The following is a 17,324-nucleotide window of genomic DNA, read 5'->3' on the forward strand; positions in this document are numbered from 1 at the left end:
CCCTCGTGCTACGCACACTCATGCGCGCCGTCGCGGCCATCATCCTCGCCGTCGCCGCCGCCCTGACCGCCCCCACCGCGCTGGCGGCCCCCACCCCCACCCCCGCATCCACCACCGCGGCCGATCCCGCCGCCCCGGGCGCCTACCCCGTCGCCTACACCGACCTGACCGTCTCCGCCTCCGGCCGCTCCTACAGCGCCCGCGTCTGGTACCCCGGCACCACTGCCGGCGCCAACGCCCCCGTCGCCCAAGGCCTCCACCCCGGCCTCGCGTTCGGACACGGCTTCTTCCAGGACATCTCCAAGTACGAAACGCTCCTGCGCCACTACGCCTCGTGGGGCTTCATCACCGTCACGCCCAAGTCGCAGGGCGGCCTCTCACCCAGCCACACCGGATTCGCAGACGACCTCAACGCCGGCCTCACCTGGCTGACCGCCCAGAACACCACCACCGGCTCACGCTTCGCCGGCACCGTCGACACCAGCCGCTACGCGGTGTCCGGCCACTCCATGGGCGGCGGCGCAGCCCTCCTCGCCGCAGCCCGCAACCCCGCCGTCAAGACCGTCTCCACCCTCGCGGCCGCCGAGACCAACCCCTCCGCGATCACCGCGTCCGGAGCCATCACTGCCCCGGCCCAGTACCTCGGCGGAAGCAAGGACACCATCGCCGGAGTCGCCGACAACCAGCAGAAGATGTACGACGCCAAGAAAGCCCCGACCCAGCTGCGCGTCATCACCGGCGGATTCCACTGCGGATTCGTCGACAGCAACGGCTTCGGCTGCGACAGCGGCACCGTCACCCGAGCCGAACAGCAGCGACTCACCCGCTCGGTGACCACCACGTACCTGCTCTACACGCTGGGCCTCGACGCCTCCCTCCAGGGCCAGGTCTGGGGCACCGCCGCGCAGACCCTGCCCGGCGTCGTGTACACCGCCAAGCCCTGACCTCACCCCCGCCGCTGCCCGCCCCGCCCGGAGGACGACCATGAGCGCACCCGCCCCCCGCCTAGAACCCGCCGGGGAGCGGGCCGCTTTCACCGTCTTCCCCGGGCGGCCCCCGGTCACGGTCCGGCGAGGCGCACCCGCCCCGTTCGGATGGTGGCCCGCCATCTGCATCGCCCTCGTCGCAGCCATCGACCGCATCGAGTACAACCTCCTCGCCGGCGCCCTGCCCACCATCCAGGAGGAGTTCGGATTCGGCGACGCGGCCGGCGGAGCCATCGCCACCGCCGGAGCACTTGCCGCAGTGCTCCTGCTGCTCCCTGCGGGCCGGCTCGCCGACACCGCCCGACGCACCTGGACCGTCGCCGCCGTCGTCGCCGTATGGTCGCTGCTGACCGTCGGCACCGGGCTCGCCGGCAGCTACCTCACCCTCTTCACCGTCCGGATGTTCCTCGGAGCCGCCGGCCAGCTCTACAACCCACCCGCATCCAGCCTCCTCGCCGACTACTACCCGGGCCCCGGACGCACCCGAGCCTTCGGCTACGAACGCATGGCCTACTTCGGCGGCCTGCCCATCGGGGTCATCGCCGGAGGCGCTCTTGCACAGAGCGTCGGCTGGCGCACTGGCTTCTTCCTCGTCGCGGTGCCCGGCCTGCTCGTCGCCCTTCTCGTTCTGACCCTGCGTGAACCGGCCCGCGGCACCGGAGATCGCCTCACCCTGTGGTATCGACGCGATGCCGGCGCCCCACCCGCAGAGAAGCCGACCTCCTCATCGAGTTCCGAAGATGTCTCCCCGCAACCGCTGCGCACCCAGGGGCGCGAGCTTCTGCGGATCCCGACCCTGCGCACCGTGGTCACCGGCCTCAGTATTCTCTTCTTCGGACTTGGCGGCCTCTTCTACTGGATGCCCTCCTACTACGGCCGCTTCTTCGGACTCGGCGAGGCCGAGGCCGCCGCCGTAGCCGGCGGCGCCGGACTGGTCGGCATCGCCGCCGGCATCATCACCGGCAGCTGGCTCGGCGACCGCGACCGCAGCCCCCGCCCCGGCCGGCGTATCGCCATCGGAGGCTCAGGCCTCCTGCTGGGAACCATTGCCCTGGCCGGCGCCATCGCGGTGCCAGCTCTCGTGCCACAGGTCATGTGCTTCGGCCTCGCCAACTTCGGCTTCGCTGCCGCCCTGGCCAACCTCACCGCAGCCAACGCCGACGTCGTCGCGGCCGAACGACGCGGCCTCGGCTTCGCCGTACTCCAGCTTCTGGTCACCCTCGGCGGATCACTCGGCCCATGGCTCATCGGGTTGGCCTCCGATGCGACCGGGTCGCTCCGCTGGGCCTTCGCCACTGTGCTGGTGCCCCTGCTCGTGGGGTCCGTGGTGGTCCTGCGAGGTCGCCGCCACTACGAAGCCGACGCCGCAGCGGCGGCCCGACGATCAGCCTGACCGCGGCATACCCACTCGACGTGTGTACACACGATGTGTCCAACAGAAAGGAAATTGCAGCTTCTTCATGCTCACCACGCACCATCTCACGCCGACAACAGAGAAGAAGATCGGATCCTTCATGGCACACACCACGCACTCCCCAGTACGACGCAGCATTGGCCGCGGCATCGCGGCTGGCTTCATCGGGTTCGCCCTGCTGACCACGGTCGGCGTCGCGGCCCCGGCCTCCGCCGAAACCCCGCAGAGCCCCACCCCCGTCCCCACCCTCGCCTTCTCCTCCTCCGTCGGAGCCGACGCTGCCGACATCTACTACCCGGAATCCGGAAGCCGGCTCCCCGTGGTCCTGCTCCAACAGGGAGCGAACGTCGACAAGAGCCACTACGAGGGCTATGCCCGCACCGTCGCCGCATTCGGATTCGTCGTAGTCGTTCCCAACCACCAGCGCTCCGTCTTCGGCATCCCTGGCCTGTGGGCCTCCGCTGACCAGAGCCTGACCACGGTCGCCTGGTCGAAGACGGAGAACACCCGCGCCGACAGCCCCCTCGCCGGCCGGCTGGACCCTGCCTCGTTCGCCCTCCTGGGCCACTCCTTCGGTGGCGCCGCAGGGGTCGCCACAGTCCAGGGCCAGTGCGCCCCGCCCTTCTGCTTCGGCCTGCCGCCGGGGGCCGTCAAGCCCGCCGAACTCAAAGCGGCGGCCTTCTTCGGCACCAACAACGCCCCGCCCGGGGGAGGCCCGGTCGCCCCGGTGAACAACACCGTGCCGGTCGCCCTGATCCAGGGATCAGCCGATGGCGTCGCCGCTCCCGCCGCCGCGCAGGCCACCTACGAAGCCCTCAAGGGCACACCGAAGGCGCTCGTCACGGTCGCGGGTGTCAACCACTACGGCATCACGGGCGTTCAGAACCCGCCCGGCGCCGCCCCCGACCCCTCGGCTCAGACGACTGACCAGGTCGAGGGCATCCGTACGTCGGCCCGCTGGTCGGCGCTCTTCCTCAAGGCCGCCCTGGGCGACAGCATCGCCCGCTCCTACGTTCGCTACTGGGGTGACGGAGCCGACTCCGCGGTCACCGTGCAGCAGGCCTACTGAGCCAGCCCCGCGCGCGCGGCGCCGGTCCTGGCACACAGCCAGGGCCGGCGCCGCTGCGCGGGGCTGCGACAGGAGTGGCGTCAGAACACGCCGTTGAAGTTCGCGGCGGAGTGGGGACCGTCCTGAATGACATCACCCTTGCCGTCCCTGGGGGCAGACGTAGTCCGCCAGCGTGCGACCGGCATTGTCCGGGTTGCGCAGCTCCAGGTTCAGGTGGGTGTGGGTCACGACCAGGTCGCCCTCGGAAGTGATGCCGCTGATGTCGAGCTTCAGCCCCGGGTATCCGCCGTGCATCCATGTCACGAAGGAGATGAATGCCTACGCGCCGTCCTGGGCAACCGGATTGTGCCTTACGACGCCCGGGCCGAAGTGGTCGTGGATCAGGGCCACGATGCGCCGCTGTCGGCATGATTCCCGTGCGCCGCTGGCGGGTCCGCAACGGGCGGCGGGGCCTTGCCTGCTCGAGTGAGTCGCCAAGAGCGGCCGCCGGACAGGCCAGAGGATTGTGACCACTGAAGCGCGATGTGTCGCGGACTGTTTGCCGCGCCGTGCCGCCAGCCGCGGACGAAGGTCTCCTCAGGTGTGGAAGGACCTGCGGCCGACCGCACGTTTCTGGATAGCCATCGATCACCGAGCTTGGCCCGGGGGCGTCGTGCACCTACGGGTGCAGTGGACGGACGGCAGGGGAGTGGTAGACCCTCGCCGGCAGGTCGGCCCGCACCCAGCAGGCAGCCTCCTGGTGTCCATGGACGCGTTCATCGAGGCGGTGCGGCCGGCAGTACGGCTGCAGCCACAGGGCCACTTCGTGAGTACCGGCCTGTCCGACGCCCCGGCTGCGGCATCGTCGGGCTCAGGCGGCCCCGGACAGCGAGACGCCTGAGCACGGGGCGACAGATTCGTCGGCGGCCTGTTGCTCGGCAAGCAAAGGATCCGCCACCGCATCGCACGTCGGGACAAAGCGAAGGGACCGTGTCTCGGCTCCACGGCTGCCGACGGCTCCGCCTCGAGCGGGACCTTCAGTCGCTCCGCTCAAGGTGGCGATGGACGGCGCATCCTCTTCGGCTGGCAGCCAGCGGTCGGCCCAGCCCTGGAGGGCGGTCAGGACGGGTGCCAGTCCCTGGCCTTGTCCGGTCAGCACGTAGGCGAAGCGGGGCGGAGGCTCGTCATACTGACGGCGCACCAGTATCCGGTGTTCCGTCAGGTTCCGCAGGCGTCCGGAGAGCACCTTGCACGACGCGCCGAGTGCGTGAACGAGCCCCTCGAACCGAGTGTTCCCACCGATGATCTGCTTCAGGATCAGCAGAGACCACCGGTCTCCGACAACCGCGGCGGCGCACATGATGCCGCAGGCCTCGGACTCCCCGCGGGAGGAACTCCTCACTGCTCAGGCGCTCCGTGGGCACGGGAACAGAGGTCTCGCTTGACTGTGGGCGCAGCGGTCTGAGGGCGAACCGAGACCTGGCGCAAGGCCAATCGGCCGGCAGCGCCCGCTTCCATTCGACGTCGGGCAGAGCCAGGGCAACCGCAAGATCCACCAACTTGCGGACAGTAACTGCCCGCAATACGGATCCGGACCTTTGTGTGATGCCCCTGGGCTGGTGCGTGGTCGCGTCGACCGGCTGCCCGACGGTAGGGAACACCCTCACACGCGTGTCAGTCGCGTACGTGCCGCAATCGGATCAGAGTCTGCAGCACTCGGCGTTTCCACCACGGCGAGCGCAGCCGGGTCAGGCCGGAGCCGGTCAGGTACGCGCGGCGTACGGTGACGGCTTGTGCGGAGGTGAACTCCATCAGACCCTCTCGCCCGTGCACTCGCCCGAAGCCGCTCGCGCCGTTCCCGCCGAAAGGCAGGCCCGGAACGCCGGCGAAGGTGAGGATGCCGTTTACGGACACCATGCCCGCCCGCAGCCTCCTGGCGACCGACGGGTCCGCCGATCGCGAGAAGACCGCGGCACCCAGCGCCTGGGGGACGGCATTGGCGCGCGCGACGCCCTCGTCCAGGTCTCGTACGAGCCGGACCACCACAACCGGCCCGAAGGTCTCCTCCTGCACGGCCGGCCGGTCCTCTGGCACATCGGCCAGCACGACGGGATCCAAGAGGCCGGCCCCCCGGAACGACTCCGGTCCGCCGACGAGGAAGCGGCCGCCGTTGGCCGCCGCGTCCTCAACGTGGGCGCGCACCACCTTCTCCTGCTGCGGCGTGGTGAGGCGGCCATAGTGGTGACCCGCGCGCACCGGCGCCAGCTCCGCCGTGAGCGCCGCGAGAAACTGCTCGCCGACCGACTGGACCACGTAGATCCGCTCCACGCCGGCGCAGGTCTGTCCGGCATTGGAGAAGGCGCCCCAGGCGGCCGCTCGTGCGGCAGCCTTCACATCCGCGTCCGCGGCCACGATCAGCGCGTCGTTACCGCCGCATTCCAGTACCACCGGGGTGAGGGTGTCCGCGCACGCGGCCATCACAGCTCGGCCGGTCCGCGTGGAACCGGTGAAAGCCACCTTGTCCACGCCGGCCCGGCACAGCGCCTCTCCGGCCTCGGCTCCACCGGGCAGGAGGCGCAGGACATCCGCCGACTCAGGGTTCGCGCGGTCGAAGGCCTCGACCAGCGCCCGCCCCGTCTCCGTCGTGTACTCGCTCGGTTTGAACACCGCCGCATTCCCCGCTGCGAGCGCGCCGGCCAGTACGCCCAGCGGAGTAAGCACCGGGTAGTTCCACGGGCCGATCACGCCGACCACCCCGAGGGGCCGGCGTTCGACCCGCGCCTGGTGCTCGGCGCCCAGAAGCCCTGGCCATACGCGGCGTGGACGCAAGGTCCGGCCGGCGTGCCGGGCGGACCACGTCACGTGCTCGAGACCGACCAGAAGTTCGAGATCCGCGTCGGCCTGCGGCTTGCCCGTCTCCTCGTGGACCGTGGCGATCACCGCCGCCCGGGAGCGGGCCAGTTCGTTGGCCCAGCGACGCAGCTGCCGTTCCCGCTCGCCGAATGAGAGCATGCCCCAGCGCGCCGCGGCCGTGCGGGAGCGGGGCAGTATGCGGTCGAGGTCCGATGTGGGCACGTCGAGTACAGCCTTCCAAGTCAGTGGCGGGCATGGCGGTCAGTCGCGGGTCCAGACTCTGACGCTGTTCGACTCGAAGACGGTGAAGACCGCCTCGTTGCGCGCGGGCCAGCCGTAGTCGAGATCGGTCACCACGGCTCCTCCTGCCTGACCCGCCCCGCTAGCCAGCACATGGGTGGCGAAGGTGTGGTCTGGCTTCTGCTCAAGCCAGAACAGCCGGTCGTCACCGTCGCCGGATACCAGGAGGTCGATGTCCCGGTCCCCGTCCATGTCTCCACTGCCGAACACTCCGGGAGCTGCCTGGCCCGGGCGTCCGCGCGAGGCGATGCCATGGGAGACGCTGGTCGGCGTCCATACGGAGCGGGGGTCCGCAGGCACGGAGAAGGTGGCCACCTGCGACGCCGGTTCCGTTGAACCGGGCGGGAACGCGGTGTTGGTGTGGTTCGAGCCGACCCACGTGGTGCGGCCGTCGCCGTGCAGGTTGCGTACCGGTCGCAGAGCGATGGCTTTGCCCTGGGTCGTGTCGATGACGTGTCGCGTGAAGCTGCCCATCGGGTGGCCTGGGCGCGGTGCTCCGTTGCGCTCCAGCCAGACGTATCCGGCTCCGGGCTCGAAGTACTGCGGGGATGCGATATCCAGGTCTCCGTCGGAGTCGACGTCTTCCACGACGGGCAGAGCGCCTCCGCCGGAGGCAATGTCGATGGGTTCGCGGTTGAAGCGTTCCGGGCCGTCCGTCCCCTTGAAGACCTGGAGCCAGGCATGGGCCGGGGGTTGCCCCTCGATCCTTGTGACGGGCTGCAAGGACTCGCCGACCGTGACCAGGTCACGCCGGCCGTCGCAGTCGAAGTCGACCACGATGGCACGGTGGTAGAACAAGGGCGTGCTGCCCGGTGCGACGAGGTCGTGACGTTTCCAGGCACCGTCGGCACGCTGTTCCCACCAGGTGAGGGAGCCGCACGCGGTCGTGCAGCGGAAGAAACCGCCGGGTACGACGATGTCGCGGTCCCCGTCGCGGTCGATGTCGGAGACAGCCGGCTCGTTGGGGAAGGGAATGGCGGCGTCGGTGTCGAACACCAGCCGCTTCGACCAGGTGTCGAGACCCCGCCCGCTTTGCCCGTAAACGGCGAGCTGGCCGGCCGCCGGCGGTATGGGCGGGCCCCCCGGGGCGGCCGTGAACCGTCCGAATCCCGTGGCGACGATTTCCTGGCGGAGGTCACCCGAGAGGTTGCCCGTGACGGCGAAGGCGGCACCCGGCAGGTCCAGGTCGACCGTGTGCGGGGAGAAAGCCGCGGCGCCGGGAGCGGTGACCTGGGCGCTGGTGGGGGAGGCCACAGAAAGGGCGGACACCGCGATGAGCACGGCCATCGCCGGGCGGATCAGTGCAGGCATGGAGTACCCCCATGTGATGTGGGTGGGGATGTGGATGCGGGCGCGAGGGCACTGGATGGCAGCGGGGTCTCAGGTTTGGCCGGGGCCGCCGCGTACCAGTGCGGCCAGGTGCCACTTCCGTAGGGCCAGGGCGTCGCCTGTCCCGCGGGCAGGGTCAGTGCTCGCGCAGCAGGGTGCCGTGCCCGTGGAGCTGTTCCTGTATGCCGTTGTCGCGCAGAGCCATCCAATAGGTGGCGGCGTTGATGGCGATCACCGGCAGCCCGAGCCAGCGCTCGGCTTCGTCCGCGAGGGACACCATCGACAGGTTCGTCCCGCACTGCACGATCGCCTCGACACCCGGAAGGGCTGCCAGCTCGATGAGAGCGCTGCGGAGTTCGGCCTCCGGAACGTGCGCGATGGAAACTGCTGTGGGACATCGCAGGCCTTTGATGCCGGCCACGTCGAATCCGAGCTCAGTGAAGAACCGGTCGACGTTGGCATCGCCGATGGGCTGGTACGGGGTCACCACGGCGATACGCCGTGCCCCGAACAGCCGCAGGGCCCGTTCGCAGGCCTCGGCGCCGGTTGCCACCCGCAGCCCGGTGATGTCATGGATCTGCTGGATGAAAGCGCGGTTGCCCTCGACACCGCCCCAGAAGGTCTCCGCGCTCATGCCCATGACCATGTAGTCAGGCTCGCAGGTCAAAACCCGCTCGCAGGCCGAGCCGATCTCGTCGCGGATCTGCTCCAGGAGCCTTTCCATGCCGGAGTCCTGGTCCATGTTCTGGTCGCGGATGTGGATGCGTGAGAAGTGCGAGGTGACACCAGGTACGGACATGCGGGAGAAGTCGGGTTCGACGATGGTGTTGGTGCTGGGGGCGATGACGCCGAACTTGCGCCGCCAGCCGAGACTGTCCGTCATGCAACGCCGCCGATCAGCCGGAGAAAGAAGAGGGAGATGAAGAGAGACCCGTGGAGGGAGCGGTGCGCCGGTGTTTGGCCAGCCGCCATGCGAGCAGGACGAGCGCTCCCTGTGTGAGGGTGTTCGCGGACTGCTCCAGCCACTGGAGCGCCACGCTCTGGTCGGGGCGCGAAGCCAGCGGCCCCAGCACGTACATGCCGGTGATCCACAACCCGCCCGCAGCCGCGGCCGGACTGTCCCCGTGTGAGCGGGCCAGCAGAATCAGCCGCACCGCGCACACGGTGACGGCGACGATCGTCAGCACCATGTGCGGCGCCGTCGAGGTGAGGAGCAGGCCGGCGGCGCCGGTGGCCGCCCAGGCCGCCCCAAACCCCCACAGCGGCGGAGTCCTGCGAACCGGCTGCGGCTCGCGCTCGCCCCCGGCGGGCAGCGTCAGGAGCGCGTGTGCCAGAAGGAGGAATCCCGCTGACAGACAGGGGAACAGTGCCTTGTTCAGTACGTGGATGTCCGGGCCGTCCAAGGCCACCAGAAGCTTCCAGGCGGCCTTCGAGAGCCCGCCGAGGAAGACCAGAAAGGCTCCCGCCGTGGCGGTGCGCCCGGCGCTCGCGCTGTGGGCGCGCAACGGACCGATCAGCAGTGTGGCCGCTGCGCCCGTCAGGATGACGGGGACGAAGTCCTCGAGTGCGAGGGAGAGAGGGTAGTCCAGGGATCCACTCACGATGCTCCCTCCCGATCCGGCGCCGCGGGGAGTTCCCGCGGCAGCACCGCACGCTTGCGCACTGCGGCCGTCGCGAACCGCCCGGCCGCTTTGCGTCCCGTCAGCCAGGCCACCCGACCGCCGTTAGCCGTGCGGTCGGCCAGCACCCGGTCGGCGAGCCACGGGGTGACAGTCTCGACCCGGTCGGCCAGGATGTTCAGGACCGGCCTGGCCTTCGCGTACTCCTGCGGCGTGTAGTCGTGCAGCAGCAAGTCGGTGACCACGATCCCGGGTGACAGCAGCAGCGCCCGGACATCGTGCGCGCGGGTTTCCTGCTCTCGTTTCAGGTCGGCCGCCAACGCGCCGGTGAGATATGTGACAGCCCGTTTGCTCGCTCCGTACACACTGAGCCCGGGCATGGTGCGTCCGTCGGAGCCGAAGCCCTCCATGTTCCAGATCCGGCCGCGGCCCTGGCGCAGGAACCGTTCCGAGGCGATCGCGCTGCCGTTGACGACGCCTTGCATATTGACCGCCGTCACGGCATCGGTCTGGCGCGTGGAAAGCTCCCACAGCGGCTTGCGGGCCGTGGTCGCGCCGGCGTTGTTGATCCAGATGTCGACCGTTCCGAAAGCCTCTTCGGCAGCCGTCCACAGCCCGGCGACCTGCTCGCGGTCGGTCACGTCCGCCGTGCGGCCGATCGCGTTCGCCCCGCCCCCCAAGCTCTTGAGGGCAGCCTCCACACCCGCCGTGTCCCGCCCGCAGACTGCGATCCGGCAGCCTCGGTCGAGGAAGGCGCGGGCAAGCCCGTGCCCGATGCCGCGGGTGCCGCCCGTGATCACCACGGTCGACGTCATGACGCAGCCTCCCAGTCCAGTACGCCGTGCAGGACGGCCGCCAGCACGTTTCCGCCGAACAGCTCGTAGGCGACGGCAAGCCGGCCGCCTGCCGTCATCCCGGGGCGCGCGTCCAGGACGAACTCCCGCCCGCGCACGCGGTGGACGTCCCCGCCCGTGAAATGCCACAGCGGGAAGTTGGCCCGGCCGAAGGCCTGCGCGTTGCCCCACGCGTCGGGCCCCTCCCAGAACTCGCGGGCACCGTCGCGGCGGCGCTCCACCGTGAAGGACCGGTCCAGGCCCGCGCCCCGCCAGGTGACGTGGTGCCGGGCACGCAGCAGGTCCACCGGGCGCACCGCGATCTCCACGTCCACATCACCGAGGTGCTTTTGCTCCGCACTCCACACCTCGCACGTGCCGGTGAAGGAGCCCGGCTGTTTGGTGGGCAGGATCCACGGAACCGGCCCGGCGTCCGTCTCGGCCGCCAGGTGGCGGGCGACGTATTCGCGGGAGGTTTCACTCAGGTCCGGGTCGGTGGTGCGTACGTAGACGCCGTTGAAGCAGCCGATGACGGTCCAGCCCTGGTGCAGCACGGAAGAGTAGACCTGGGTCAGGCCGTCGGGCAGGACGTGGTTCCAGGTGTTGAGGGCAACCTGCCAGCCCGGCCCGTAGTAATGGGCGTCGACGAACGATCCGTAGGGCTGGCCACTGCCGTGGAAGTCCGGACCGGTGTAGAGGCGGTTGTCATCCGCGTCACGCACCTGGAAGGCGAACGGAGCCGCGAGCTGGAACCGGCCGGCGAGCGGACCGCCGTGGCGCAGGCCGCCGTCCATCCGGTAGAGCGTGTGGCCGTCGGTGAACTCCGAGGAGCGGCGGATGTCCTCGTACCCGCACCAGGTCCCCTGAGCATCGAAGAGGGAGGGGCGGCCGTGCCACTCTCCGGCGATGCGCTGCTGCCATTCGCTCGGGCCCGGGTCGGAAGGTGCGCTCATGCTCCGGCCTCCTCGCCGGGCAGTCTGCCGGTGGTCAGCAGGCCGCGCAGACCGTCAGTGGTGGCAGGGCCCAGCAGCCGGTCGACCTGCGCCCACACGGGGTCGATCTCCCGGCTGAACAGGGCCTGGCGCAGCCGCCGGTCCCGGGCGGCCGTATCACCCTGCTTGGCGTCGGCAGCGGCGTCGGCAGGGAAGGCCCAGGCCAGCTCGAGCCAGTGCCGCACGTACTCCTCGGCGAGGGGAGTGATTGCTTGCAGAGCTTCTTCGTCGGCTCGGTGCACGAGCATCCACGGCGACATGAGGGAACGCTGGCGAGGGCTGATCGCAGCGGGGCTGAGGCCCGGTACCTCCGAGGCCCGGGCGAACGGCGCGTTCAGCGGCGCGTACACGAGGTCCGCGTAGTGCGGGCTGACAGCGAGGTCGACGCGCTGGACCAGGTCCAGGTGGAACGCGTATCCGCCGCCTGCTTGAACGGAGTCAAGGGTGAAGTGCGGCAGCGGGGAGCTTGCGGCGCCGAAGGCGAACACCATGTGGCTGTCCAGCCTGAACGCGGGCACCACCAGAGAGATCGTGACGGCCGCATCGACACCGCCTCGCCCGTCGCCGCGGAAGTACCGTACCGACCCCACCGGATCGGGGGATGCCGGAGCGGTCAGCACGGCCCAGGGCGTGGGCCGCTCCTCGAGGGCCGTCCCGGCCAGCAGGGCGTCCAGCACGGTCCGGGAGAGCCTGGCCGCAGGGGTCGCACCGTCCTCCGGGCCGTCGGGGGAGGGTATGGGGGAGGGTGTGGGGGAGGTCACGAAGCTACTCCTTCTCAGTGGTCGGCGCCGGGGACTGGGCACCCTCGACCGTCGGATGGAATCCCTGGGCCTTCTGCTCCCATGCGCGGGCGAGCTCGGGGACCGCCCGTCGTCCGGGGGAGGCGATCACGGTGGCGTTACGCGCCGGAATGTCGCCGATGATGCGGTCGGCGTCGCTCACCGCCCATCCCTTCGCCGCGAGTTCCTGGCGCCGTCTGCGGTAGGCGACGGAGATCATGTCGGAGCGCAGGTGCAGCTCGGCGCCGAGATCGGCCGGCAGCAGTTCGGGACGGGTCCCGTCCACGACGGGCGCGTCCTGATCGAAGATGCCCAGGACCCGCTTGCGGGCGTTGTTGTCCGCCCAGTCACCCGTGAAGAAGTCACGCAGCGCGACCCACTTCACCAGGGTGGTGGTCTCGTCGACAGGGATGTTGGTGTCATAGATGATCATGTTGCCGAGTGGCAGGCGCACGTGCAGTTTGATCAGGTTGGGCAGCATCCAGCCCGCGGTGGTCACCACCGGCGGCCGGTCCTTGCCCTGAGCCTTGCGATCCGTGTAGAGCCTGGACCAGAGCCCCTTCGCGGCGGGCGGGTTCAAGGCCACGGTCGCGAAGGCGGACCACTCGTCGGGCTGCTCGACCGTGTACTCCTCGACCTCGGGGCGGTCGGGGTTGCCGAAGGCGCCCCCGTGCACGAAGGGGGTGTGCGCGATGTCGCAGCCGTTCTCCAGGATCCGCTCGTAGTTGGAGTGCCACAGGTATTCGCCGGTCACCGTCTTGAACCGGCCGCCGTCCTGAACCAGGTCCTCAAACTCAGGCCAGTGCGGAATCGGCGGCCGGTCCTCCTCCGGGAGATCGCCCAGGAACACCCAGACGAAGCCGTACCGCTCCTGGACGGGATAGGAATCCACCCGCGCCTTCTTGGGAATGCCACGGCCGGGCTGGTTAGCGGGAATCGTGGTGCACGCGCCCTCGGGATCGAAGCGCCAGCCGTGGTACGGACACACCACGCAGTCGTCCTTGACCGTGCCGGCGGACAGCGCGGCCCCGCGGTGCGCGCACAGGTCCGAGAGCGCGACCAGCATGCCGGCTCCCGTGCGGTACAGGACGAGGGACTGACCGAGACAGACAGCCTTGAGCGGTTTGCGGTCCACGCGGTCGGAAAACTCGACCGCGTACCAGAAGTTCTTCAGCATCGGTTGGACACCTCGCGGTTCCTAACGTTTCGAGACGACGAGAAGGGGATCAGCGACGCAGGACGGAAACCAGCCCGGGATGCGGAGGCGCCAGCAGCGTGCCGAACGCCGCGGTGAGCGCCGAGGAAGGGCGCTCCGGGAGCGCTGCGGCGCAGAACGCCGTCACCAGGAGGCCGATGAGAGCGCGAGCATCGCCTTCGGACCTTCCCGGCGTGTCCAGGAAGCCTCGGGCGCTCGTCGCGTCCACGGGCTCGCAGACGGTGAAATGACCCGCGTCGGCGACCTTCACCCACGTGTGCGCGCCATCCGCGTCGGCAAGGGCCTCGTGGAACGTGCGGGCGACAGGATCATGGCCGGGCTGCGCCGCGGGCCCGTAGCGGTCCGCACTCGCGGAGATCACGCCGTCGTGCTCCCCGGATATCAGCAGGACAGGCACGTCACCTCCGATCGGCAGAACGGTGCCCGGTGGATGCCCGAGAGCCGTCGCCACCAGGGTGTGGGCGCCATAGGTGAACACACCCCGCAGGCCCGGGACATGGCCGGAGGACTGCAAGGCCACCGTGCCGCCGGCGGAGTGGCCGCCCACGACCACCCGCTGAGTGTCGAGTAGCCCCGCCAGCAGAGAGGTCGGGGGGAGCTCGGCCAAGGCGCGCAGCACCGTGCCGATGAGCGGTGTCGTCGCGCGCGTGCCGTACGAGGCCGGTCCGCACGCGTCCAGATCGATGCCCGGGGTAACCCCGTGACTCCCGGCGAACAGCTCTCCGACCAGTTCGGGCGTCACCGCGACGATTCCCTGCGCCGCCAGCAGAATGGCCAGCCAGCGGTACGAGTCGGCCGGCACGTTGATGCCGGGCAGGAGGACCACGATGGGGAACGGGGCGCGCTCGGCGTCGGCCGCCACGACGCCGGTGAGCCGTTCGGCGTCGGAGCCGGTGGCCCGGGCGGGGTAGAAGACCCTCAGGTGCGCGGTGTCGAAGGGCTCCTTGAGACCGGGTACCCGGCAGGCCCACCACAGGGAGCGGACCTGGTTCACGAAGGCCTCGGCAGGGCGCGGTCGCCGCCCCACAGGGCGCGCACCAGCCGATCGGTGACCTGTTCGCCGAAGTACCGGACGGCCATGACGTTCGCCGGATCGCGCTCCACGATGTTGCGGCGGATCGCCAGGTCGGTGGCCGCCAGTGCCTCCTGTTCCCCGACCGGTACCGGTTCCGCCGCGTCCACCCAGGTCAGCCAGCGGTCGACCTGCTCGTGCATCAGCTGTCGCACCAGAGCGATGTGTCGTTCGTCGCGGGGCATGGAGTAGCAATAGGCGGTGGGGGAGAGGCTGCCGCGGATGAATCCGGTGCGGCTGGTGAACCAGGACAGGTCCTCGTACTCCTCGCGCACCGCCAGCCACCGCTCCTCGGCGGGCGCGTAGTAGCGGTCGTAGTATTCGCCGTCGGCCACCAGACTGGTGCGGGGTACGGAGTCCAGGTAGAACCAGCCGCCGGGCCAGCACAGCAGGGCGAGGCCCAGGTGCGGCACGCGGATGTGCGGTCCCAGCCAGACGGTGAGGTGGAGGTTGACGAAGCCGTGCTCCGGATCCCCCACCCAGGAGTGGATCATCCAGTCGATCTCGGGCCCGCTGAAGCCGGTGAGGGAGCCCCGCGGGCCGCCGCCCTCACCGAAGGACTCCAGCTCCTTGGTGGAAGGGTCGGGGAGCAGCTCGAAACGGGCGGAGATCTTCTCCTTGAGCTCGGCCAGCAGGTCCTGCCATTGCACGAAGGTCTCGGTCACATCGGTGACCGGAGCCTCGTCGGCCATGTCCTGTACCGCCTTGAGTGTCTCTGACACGTCGCTCCTTCACTGACCGGGGTGGGGGTGGGGGAGGGGACCGGGGCTCTGGGGGATGGACCGGGGTGCGACCAGGGCCTCGGCGAGCCTCCAGGGGCGCCCGTCGACCAAGTCCGTCCCCCGCGAGACCAGACGGTTCTCGGCCTGGCGGGGACGGATCGTGGCGAGCGTGAGGCCGGGGCCCGCCACGGTGGTGGCGGGCGTACTGATGGTGCCGTCGAAGGGCGTGTCGCGTGAGCGCCACAGACCGAACTCCACGCGCAGCGCGTGGAGGGCGCCTCCGTCGTGGCCGGCGGCGACGAGATTCATCCGGTTCTCCGCCGACCGCTCAGGCAGGCCGAGTGCCAGTTCCCAGGGCTCGGTCGCGCCGAGACAGACGGCAGCGGTGTCGACTCCGCGCAGCGCGGCCAGGCGCAGTGTTTCCGGCTGGACGGCGTCGTCACCCAGGACAACGGCGACGCGGCCCCACGGGGTGTCGTGCGTCACGAGCGCCTCGGTCGTGCCGGCCTGGGCCCAGCCGTGATGCCGCGCGCCGGCGTGGAGTTGGTGCTGGGTCAGCACCGGGCCGTCGCGGTCGAGCAGCACGCCGGCGTGGCCGGAAGGCAGGGGGAGGGTGAGGGCAAGATGGGCCCGGCTGTCCGCCAGCGCGGCGCGCAGGATGAGCAGGATGTCCTGGGCGTCCTCGGTGTCCGGGCGCCGCGGATCGGACAGGACGCCGCCGGCGTGCCAGAAGAGTTCGGGCAGCACGATCAGGCCCGCCCCCTTGTCCGCGGCGACACGGACCAGCCGCGCGGCGTCCCCGACGGCCGCACGGCCACTGCCGGAAGGCCGCACGACGGCGGCCTCCACCTGCTCGGCACGGGATCCGGCGAAGACGGGTGCCGGGGCGGGCGGCGAGGCGATCGGCGCGTAGAGGCCAGGCCTGCGCACCGCGAATCCGTCGGTGCCGTCCTTGCGGCGCTTGTCGGCTGCGGCGGCCGGCCGGATGTCGGCCACCACCACGGCCTCCCCGCGACGAGGCCCTTTGGCGACGACGCTGCCGTCAGGGGCGACGATCTGGCTTTCGCCCGCGCCGTCGAGAGCTTCGGGCGGCACCCCCATGGCGGCGCTGATCCCACCGATGCGGTCCGCGGGGAGCAGCGGGCCCACCTTATTGGCCGCGACCACCCACACCCGGTTCTCCGCGGCGCGCACCGGGATGTGCAGCGAGGCTTCGTCCAGGGCGAAAGAGTTGAGGCTGTTGAGCAGCAAGTGGGCACCGCGCAGAGCGAGTCCACGGCACACTTCGTGGATGACCCCCTCCATACAGGAGTACAGGCCGACCGGTCCAAGCGCGGTGTCCACGATCGGGCCCGCCTCCGTGGCGGGGTCGAGGTGGTCGTTCTCGCTGCCCATCAGGACTTGTTTGTCCGCGGCCCCGGCCAGGAGACCGTCCGGCCCGTAGAGCAGGCTCGCGGCGGTGATGCGCTCGGATCCAGGGGCCCCGGAGGCCAGGGTGACGTGAAGTTTCACGTAGATGCGGTGATGTGCGGCGCGCTGCGCGAGAGGGGTCAGGAAGTCGTCCTCCGCCCGGCAGGCGGCTGCCAGGGCCTGCTCGCGGTCGTCGTACCAGGACAGGTGGTTGCAGAACTCCGGCAGGACCACGAGAGCCGCGCCCTGCTCCGCTGCAGCGTCGACCGCCCTGAGGCAGGCTGCCAGATTGGTTTTGCGGTCCTGGCCCACTTCGAACTGGGCAGCCGCTACACGGAACGTGCGCGCTTCGTCCATGGCGAACTCCATTGGTTCCTCTAGCGGAACAGTGTTTCCCAAACATACACTCGGCGCGGCCTCCTGCGACAGGGGGAGAAACCAGCGACCCGAAAGGGCAAGTGCCCTGCTCGTACACGTCGTTCTGATGCGGTTCATCGATCCCGTCCAGGCCCCCGAGGCTGCCGAGCGACTGCGGCAACTCGTCGGCACCGTCCCGCACATCCGCTCCCTGAGCATCGGTCTCGACGTCACCGGCTCGGACCTGTCCTACGACCTGGTCCTCACCACACGCCACGCGGACTCCGCCGAACTCACGGCCTACCAGCGGCACCCCGATCACCAGCAACTGGCCACGTGGTTGGGGCCGCTGCTCACCGATCGTGCGGTGGTCGACCATCTGGAGCCTTGACCC

The 17,324-nt window shown here is 70.2% G+C and carries 17 protein-coding genes; 4 read left to right on the forward strand and 13 right to left on the reverse strand.

The window, feature by feature from the left end:
- Positions 1-5 precede the first annotated feature (5 nt).
- From ACWCP2_RS06910 to ACWCP2_RS06920, 3 genes are all read left to right on the forward strand, one after another.
- Entirely contained in the window at positions 6-944 is a 939-nt protein-coding gene (locus ACWCP2_RS06910; RefSeq protein ID WP_450907525.1) for an alpha/beta hydrolase family protein, read from the forward strand.
- Positions 945-984: 40 nt separating this feature from the next.
- Entirely contained in the window at positions 985-2,379 is a 1,395-nt protein-coding gene (locus ACWCP2_RS06915; RefSeq protein ID WP_450907526.1) for an MFS transporter, read from the forward strand.
- Positions 2,380-2,446: 67 nt separating this feature from the next.
- Positions 2,447-3,469 (forward strand): poly(ethylene terephthalate) hydrolase family protein, encoded by a 1,023-nt coding sequence (locus ACWCP2_RS06920; RefSeq protein WP_450907527.1) that lies wholly within the window; start codon positions 2,447-2,449, stop codon positions 3,467-3,469.
- Between the two features lie 132 nt (positions 3,470-3,601).
- Here ACWCP2_RS06920 and ACWCP2_RS06925 read toward each other — a convergent pair whose 3' ends face one another.
- The 13 genes from ACWCP2_RS06925 to ACWCP2_RS06985 all read right to left on the reverse strand — a co-directional run bounded on the left by ACWCP2_RS06925 (position 3,602) and on the right by ACWCP2_RS06985 (position 16,930).
- The gene (locus tag ACWCP2_RS06925; RefSeq protein ID WP_450907528.1) at positions 3,602-3,772 is read right to left on the reverse strand and encodes a hypothetical protein; all 171 of its coding nucleotides are present in this window, start codon (positions 3,770-3,772) and stop codon (positions 3,602-3,604) included.
- Between the two features lie 547 nt (positions 3,773-4,319).
- Positions 4,320-4,850 (reverse strand): winged helix-turn-helix transcriptional regulator, encoded by a 531-nt coding sequence (locus tag ACWCP2_RS06930; RefSeq protein ID WP_450907529.1) that lies wholly within the window; start codon positions 4,848-4,850, stop codon positions 4,320-4,322.
- Positions 4,851-5,122: 272 nt separating this feature from the next.
- Positions 5,123-6,523 (reverse strand): aldehyde dehydrogenase family protein, encoded by a 1,401-nt coding sequence (locus ACWCP2_RS06935; protein ID WP_450907530.1) that lies wholly within the window; start codon positions 6,521-6,523, stop codon positions 5,123-5,125.
- 39 nt (positions 6,524-6,562) lie between these two features.
- Positions 6,563-7,912, reverse strand: a complete 1,350-nt coding sequence (locus ACWCP2_RS06940) for an FG-GAP-like repeat-containing protein (protein WP_450907531.1) — start codon at positions 7,910-7,912, stop codon at positions 6,563-6,565.
- A gap of 154 nt (positions 7,913-8,066) precedes the next feature.
- Complete coding sequence (locus tag ACWCP2_RS06945) at positions 8,067-8,813, reverse strand: maleate cis-trans isomerase family protein (protein WP_450907532.1); 747 nt, start codon at positions 8,811-8,813, stop codon at positions 8,067-8,069.
- A 13-nt stretch (positions 8,814-8,826) separates the two neighbouring features.
- Positions 8,827-9,531 carry a hypothetical protein gene (locus ACWCP2_RS06950; RefSeq protein ID WP_450907533.1) on the reverse strand — a complete coding sequence of 235 codons (705 nt, stop codon included), beginning with the start codon at positions 9,529-9,531 and terminating at the stop codon, positions 8,827-8,829.
- Positions 9,528-10,364 carry an SDR family oxidoreductase gene (locus ACWCP2_RS06955; RefSeq protein ID WP_450907534.1) on the reverse strand — a complete coding sequence of 279 codons (837 nt, stop codon included), beginning with the start codon at positions 10,362-10,364 and terminating at the stop codon, positions 9,528-9,530. Before ACWCP2_RS06955 ends, ACWCP2_RS06950 begins: the two co-directional genes overlap by 4 nt.
- Positions 10,361-11,335 carry a hypothetical protein gene (locus tag ACWCP2_RS06960; protein ID WP_450907535.1) on the reverse strand — a complete coding sequence of 325 codons (975 nt, stop codon included), beginning with the start codon at positions 11,333-11,335 and terminating at the stop codon, positions 10,361-10,363. Before ACWCP2_RS06960 ends, ACWCP2_RS06955 begins: the two co-directional genes overlap by 4 nt.
- Positions 11,332-12,135 carry a hypothetical protein gene (locus ACWCP2_RS06965; protein ID WP_450907536.1) on the reverse strand — a complete coding sequence of 268 codons (804 nt, stop codon included), beginning with the start codon at positions 12,133-12,135 and terminating at the stop codon, positions 11,332-11,334. Before ACWCP2_RS06965 ends, ACWCP2_RS06960 begins: the two co-directional genes overlap by 4 nt.
- Before the next feature lie 4 nt (positions 12,136-12,139).
- A complete protein-coding gene (locus ACWCP2_RS06970) occupies positions 12,140-13,330 on the reverse strand; it encodes an aromatic ring-hydroxylating dioxygenase subunit alpha (RefSeq protein ID WP_450907537.1) in 1,191 nt (396 codons plus the stop codon).
- A 49-nt stretch (positions 13,331-13,379) separates the two neighbouring features.
- Positions 13,380-14,363, reverse strand: a complete 984-nt coding sequence (locus tag ACWCP2_RS06975) for an alpha/beta hydrolase family protein (RefSeq protein WP_450907538.1) — start codon at positions 14,361-14,363, stop codon at positions 13,380-13,382.
- On the reverse strand, positions 14,360-15,163 hold the full coding sequence (locus ACWCP2_RS06980) for a hypothetical protein (RefSeq protein WP_450907539.1): 804 nt from the start codon (positions 15,161-15,163) through the stop codon (positions 14,360-14,362). Before ACWCP2_RS06980 ends, ACWCP2_RS06975 begins: the two co-directional genes overlap by 4 nt.
- Positions 15,164-15,172: 9 nt before the next feature.
- The gene (locus tag ACWCP2_RS06985) at positions 15,173-16,930 is read right to left on the reverse strand and encodes a nitrilase-related carbon-nitrogen hydrolase (RefSeq protein WP_450907540.1); all 1,758 of its coding nucleotides are present in this window, start codon (positions 16,928-16,930) and stop codon (positions 15,173-15,175) included.
- On the opposite strand from ACWCP2_RS06985, the gene ACWCP2_RS06990 reads away from it, so the two are divergent.
- Complete coding sequence (locus ACWCP2_RS06990; RefSeq protein ID WP_450907541.1) at positions 16,929-17,321, forward strand: Dabb family protein; 393 nt, start codon at positions 16,929-16,931, stop codon at positions 17,319-17,321. The genes ACWCP2_RS06985 and ACWCP2_RS06990 overlap by 2 nt on opposite strands.
- Positions 17,322-17,324 lie beyond the last annotated feature (3 nt).

This window comes from Streptomyces sp. NPDC002104, assembly GCF_053593795.1.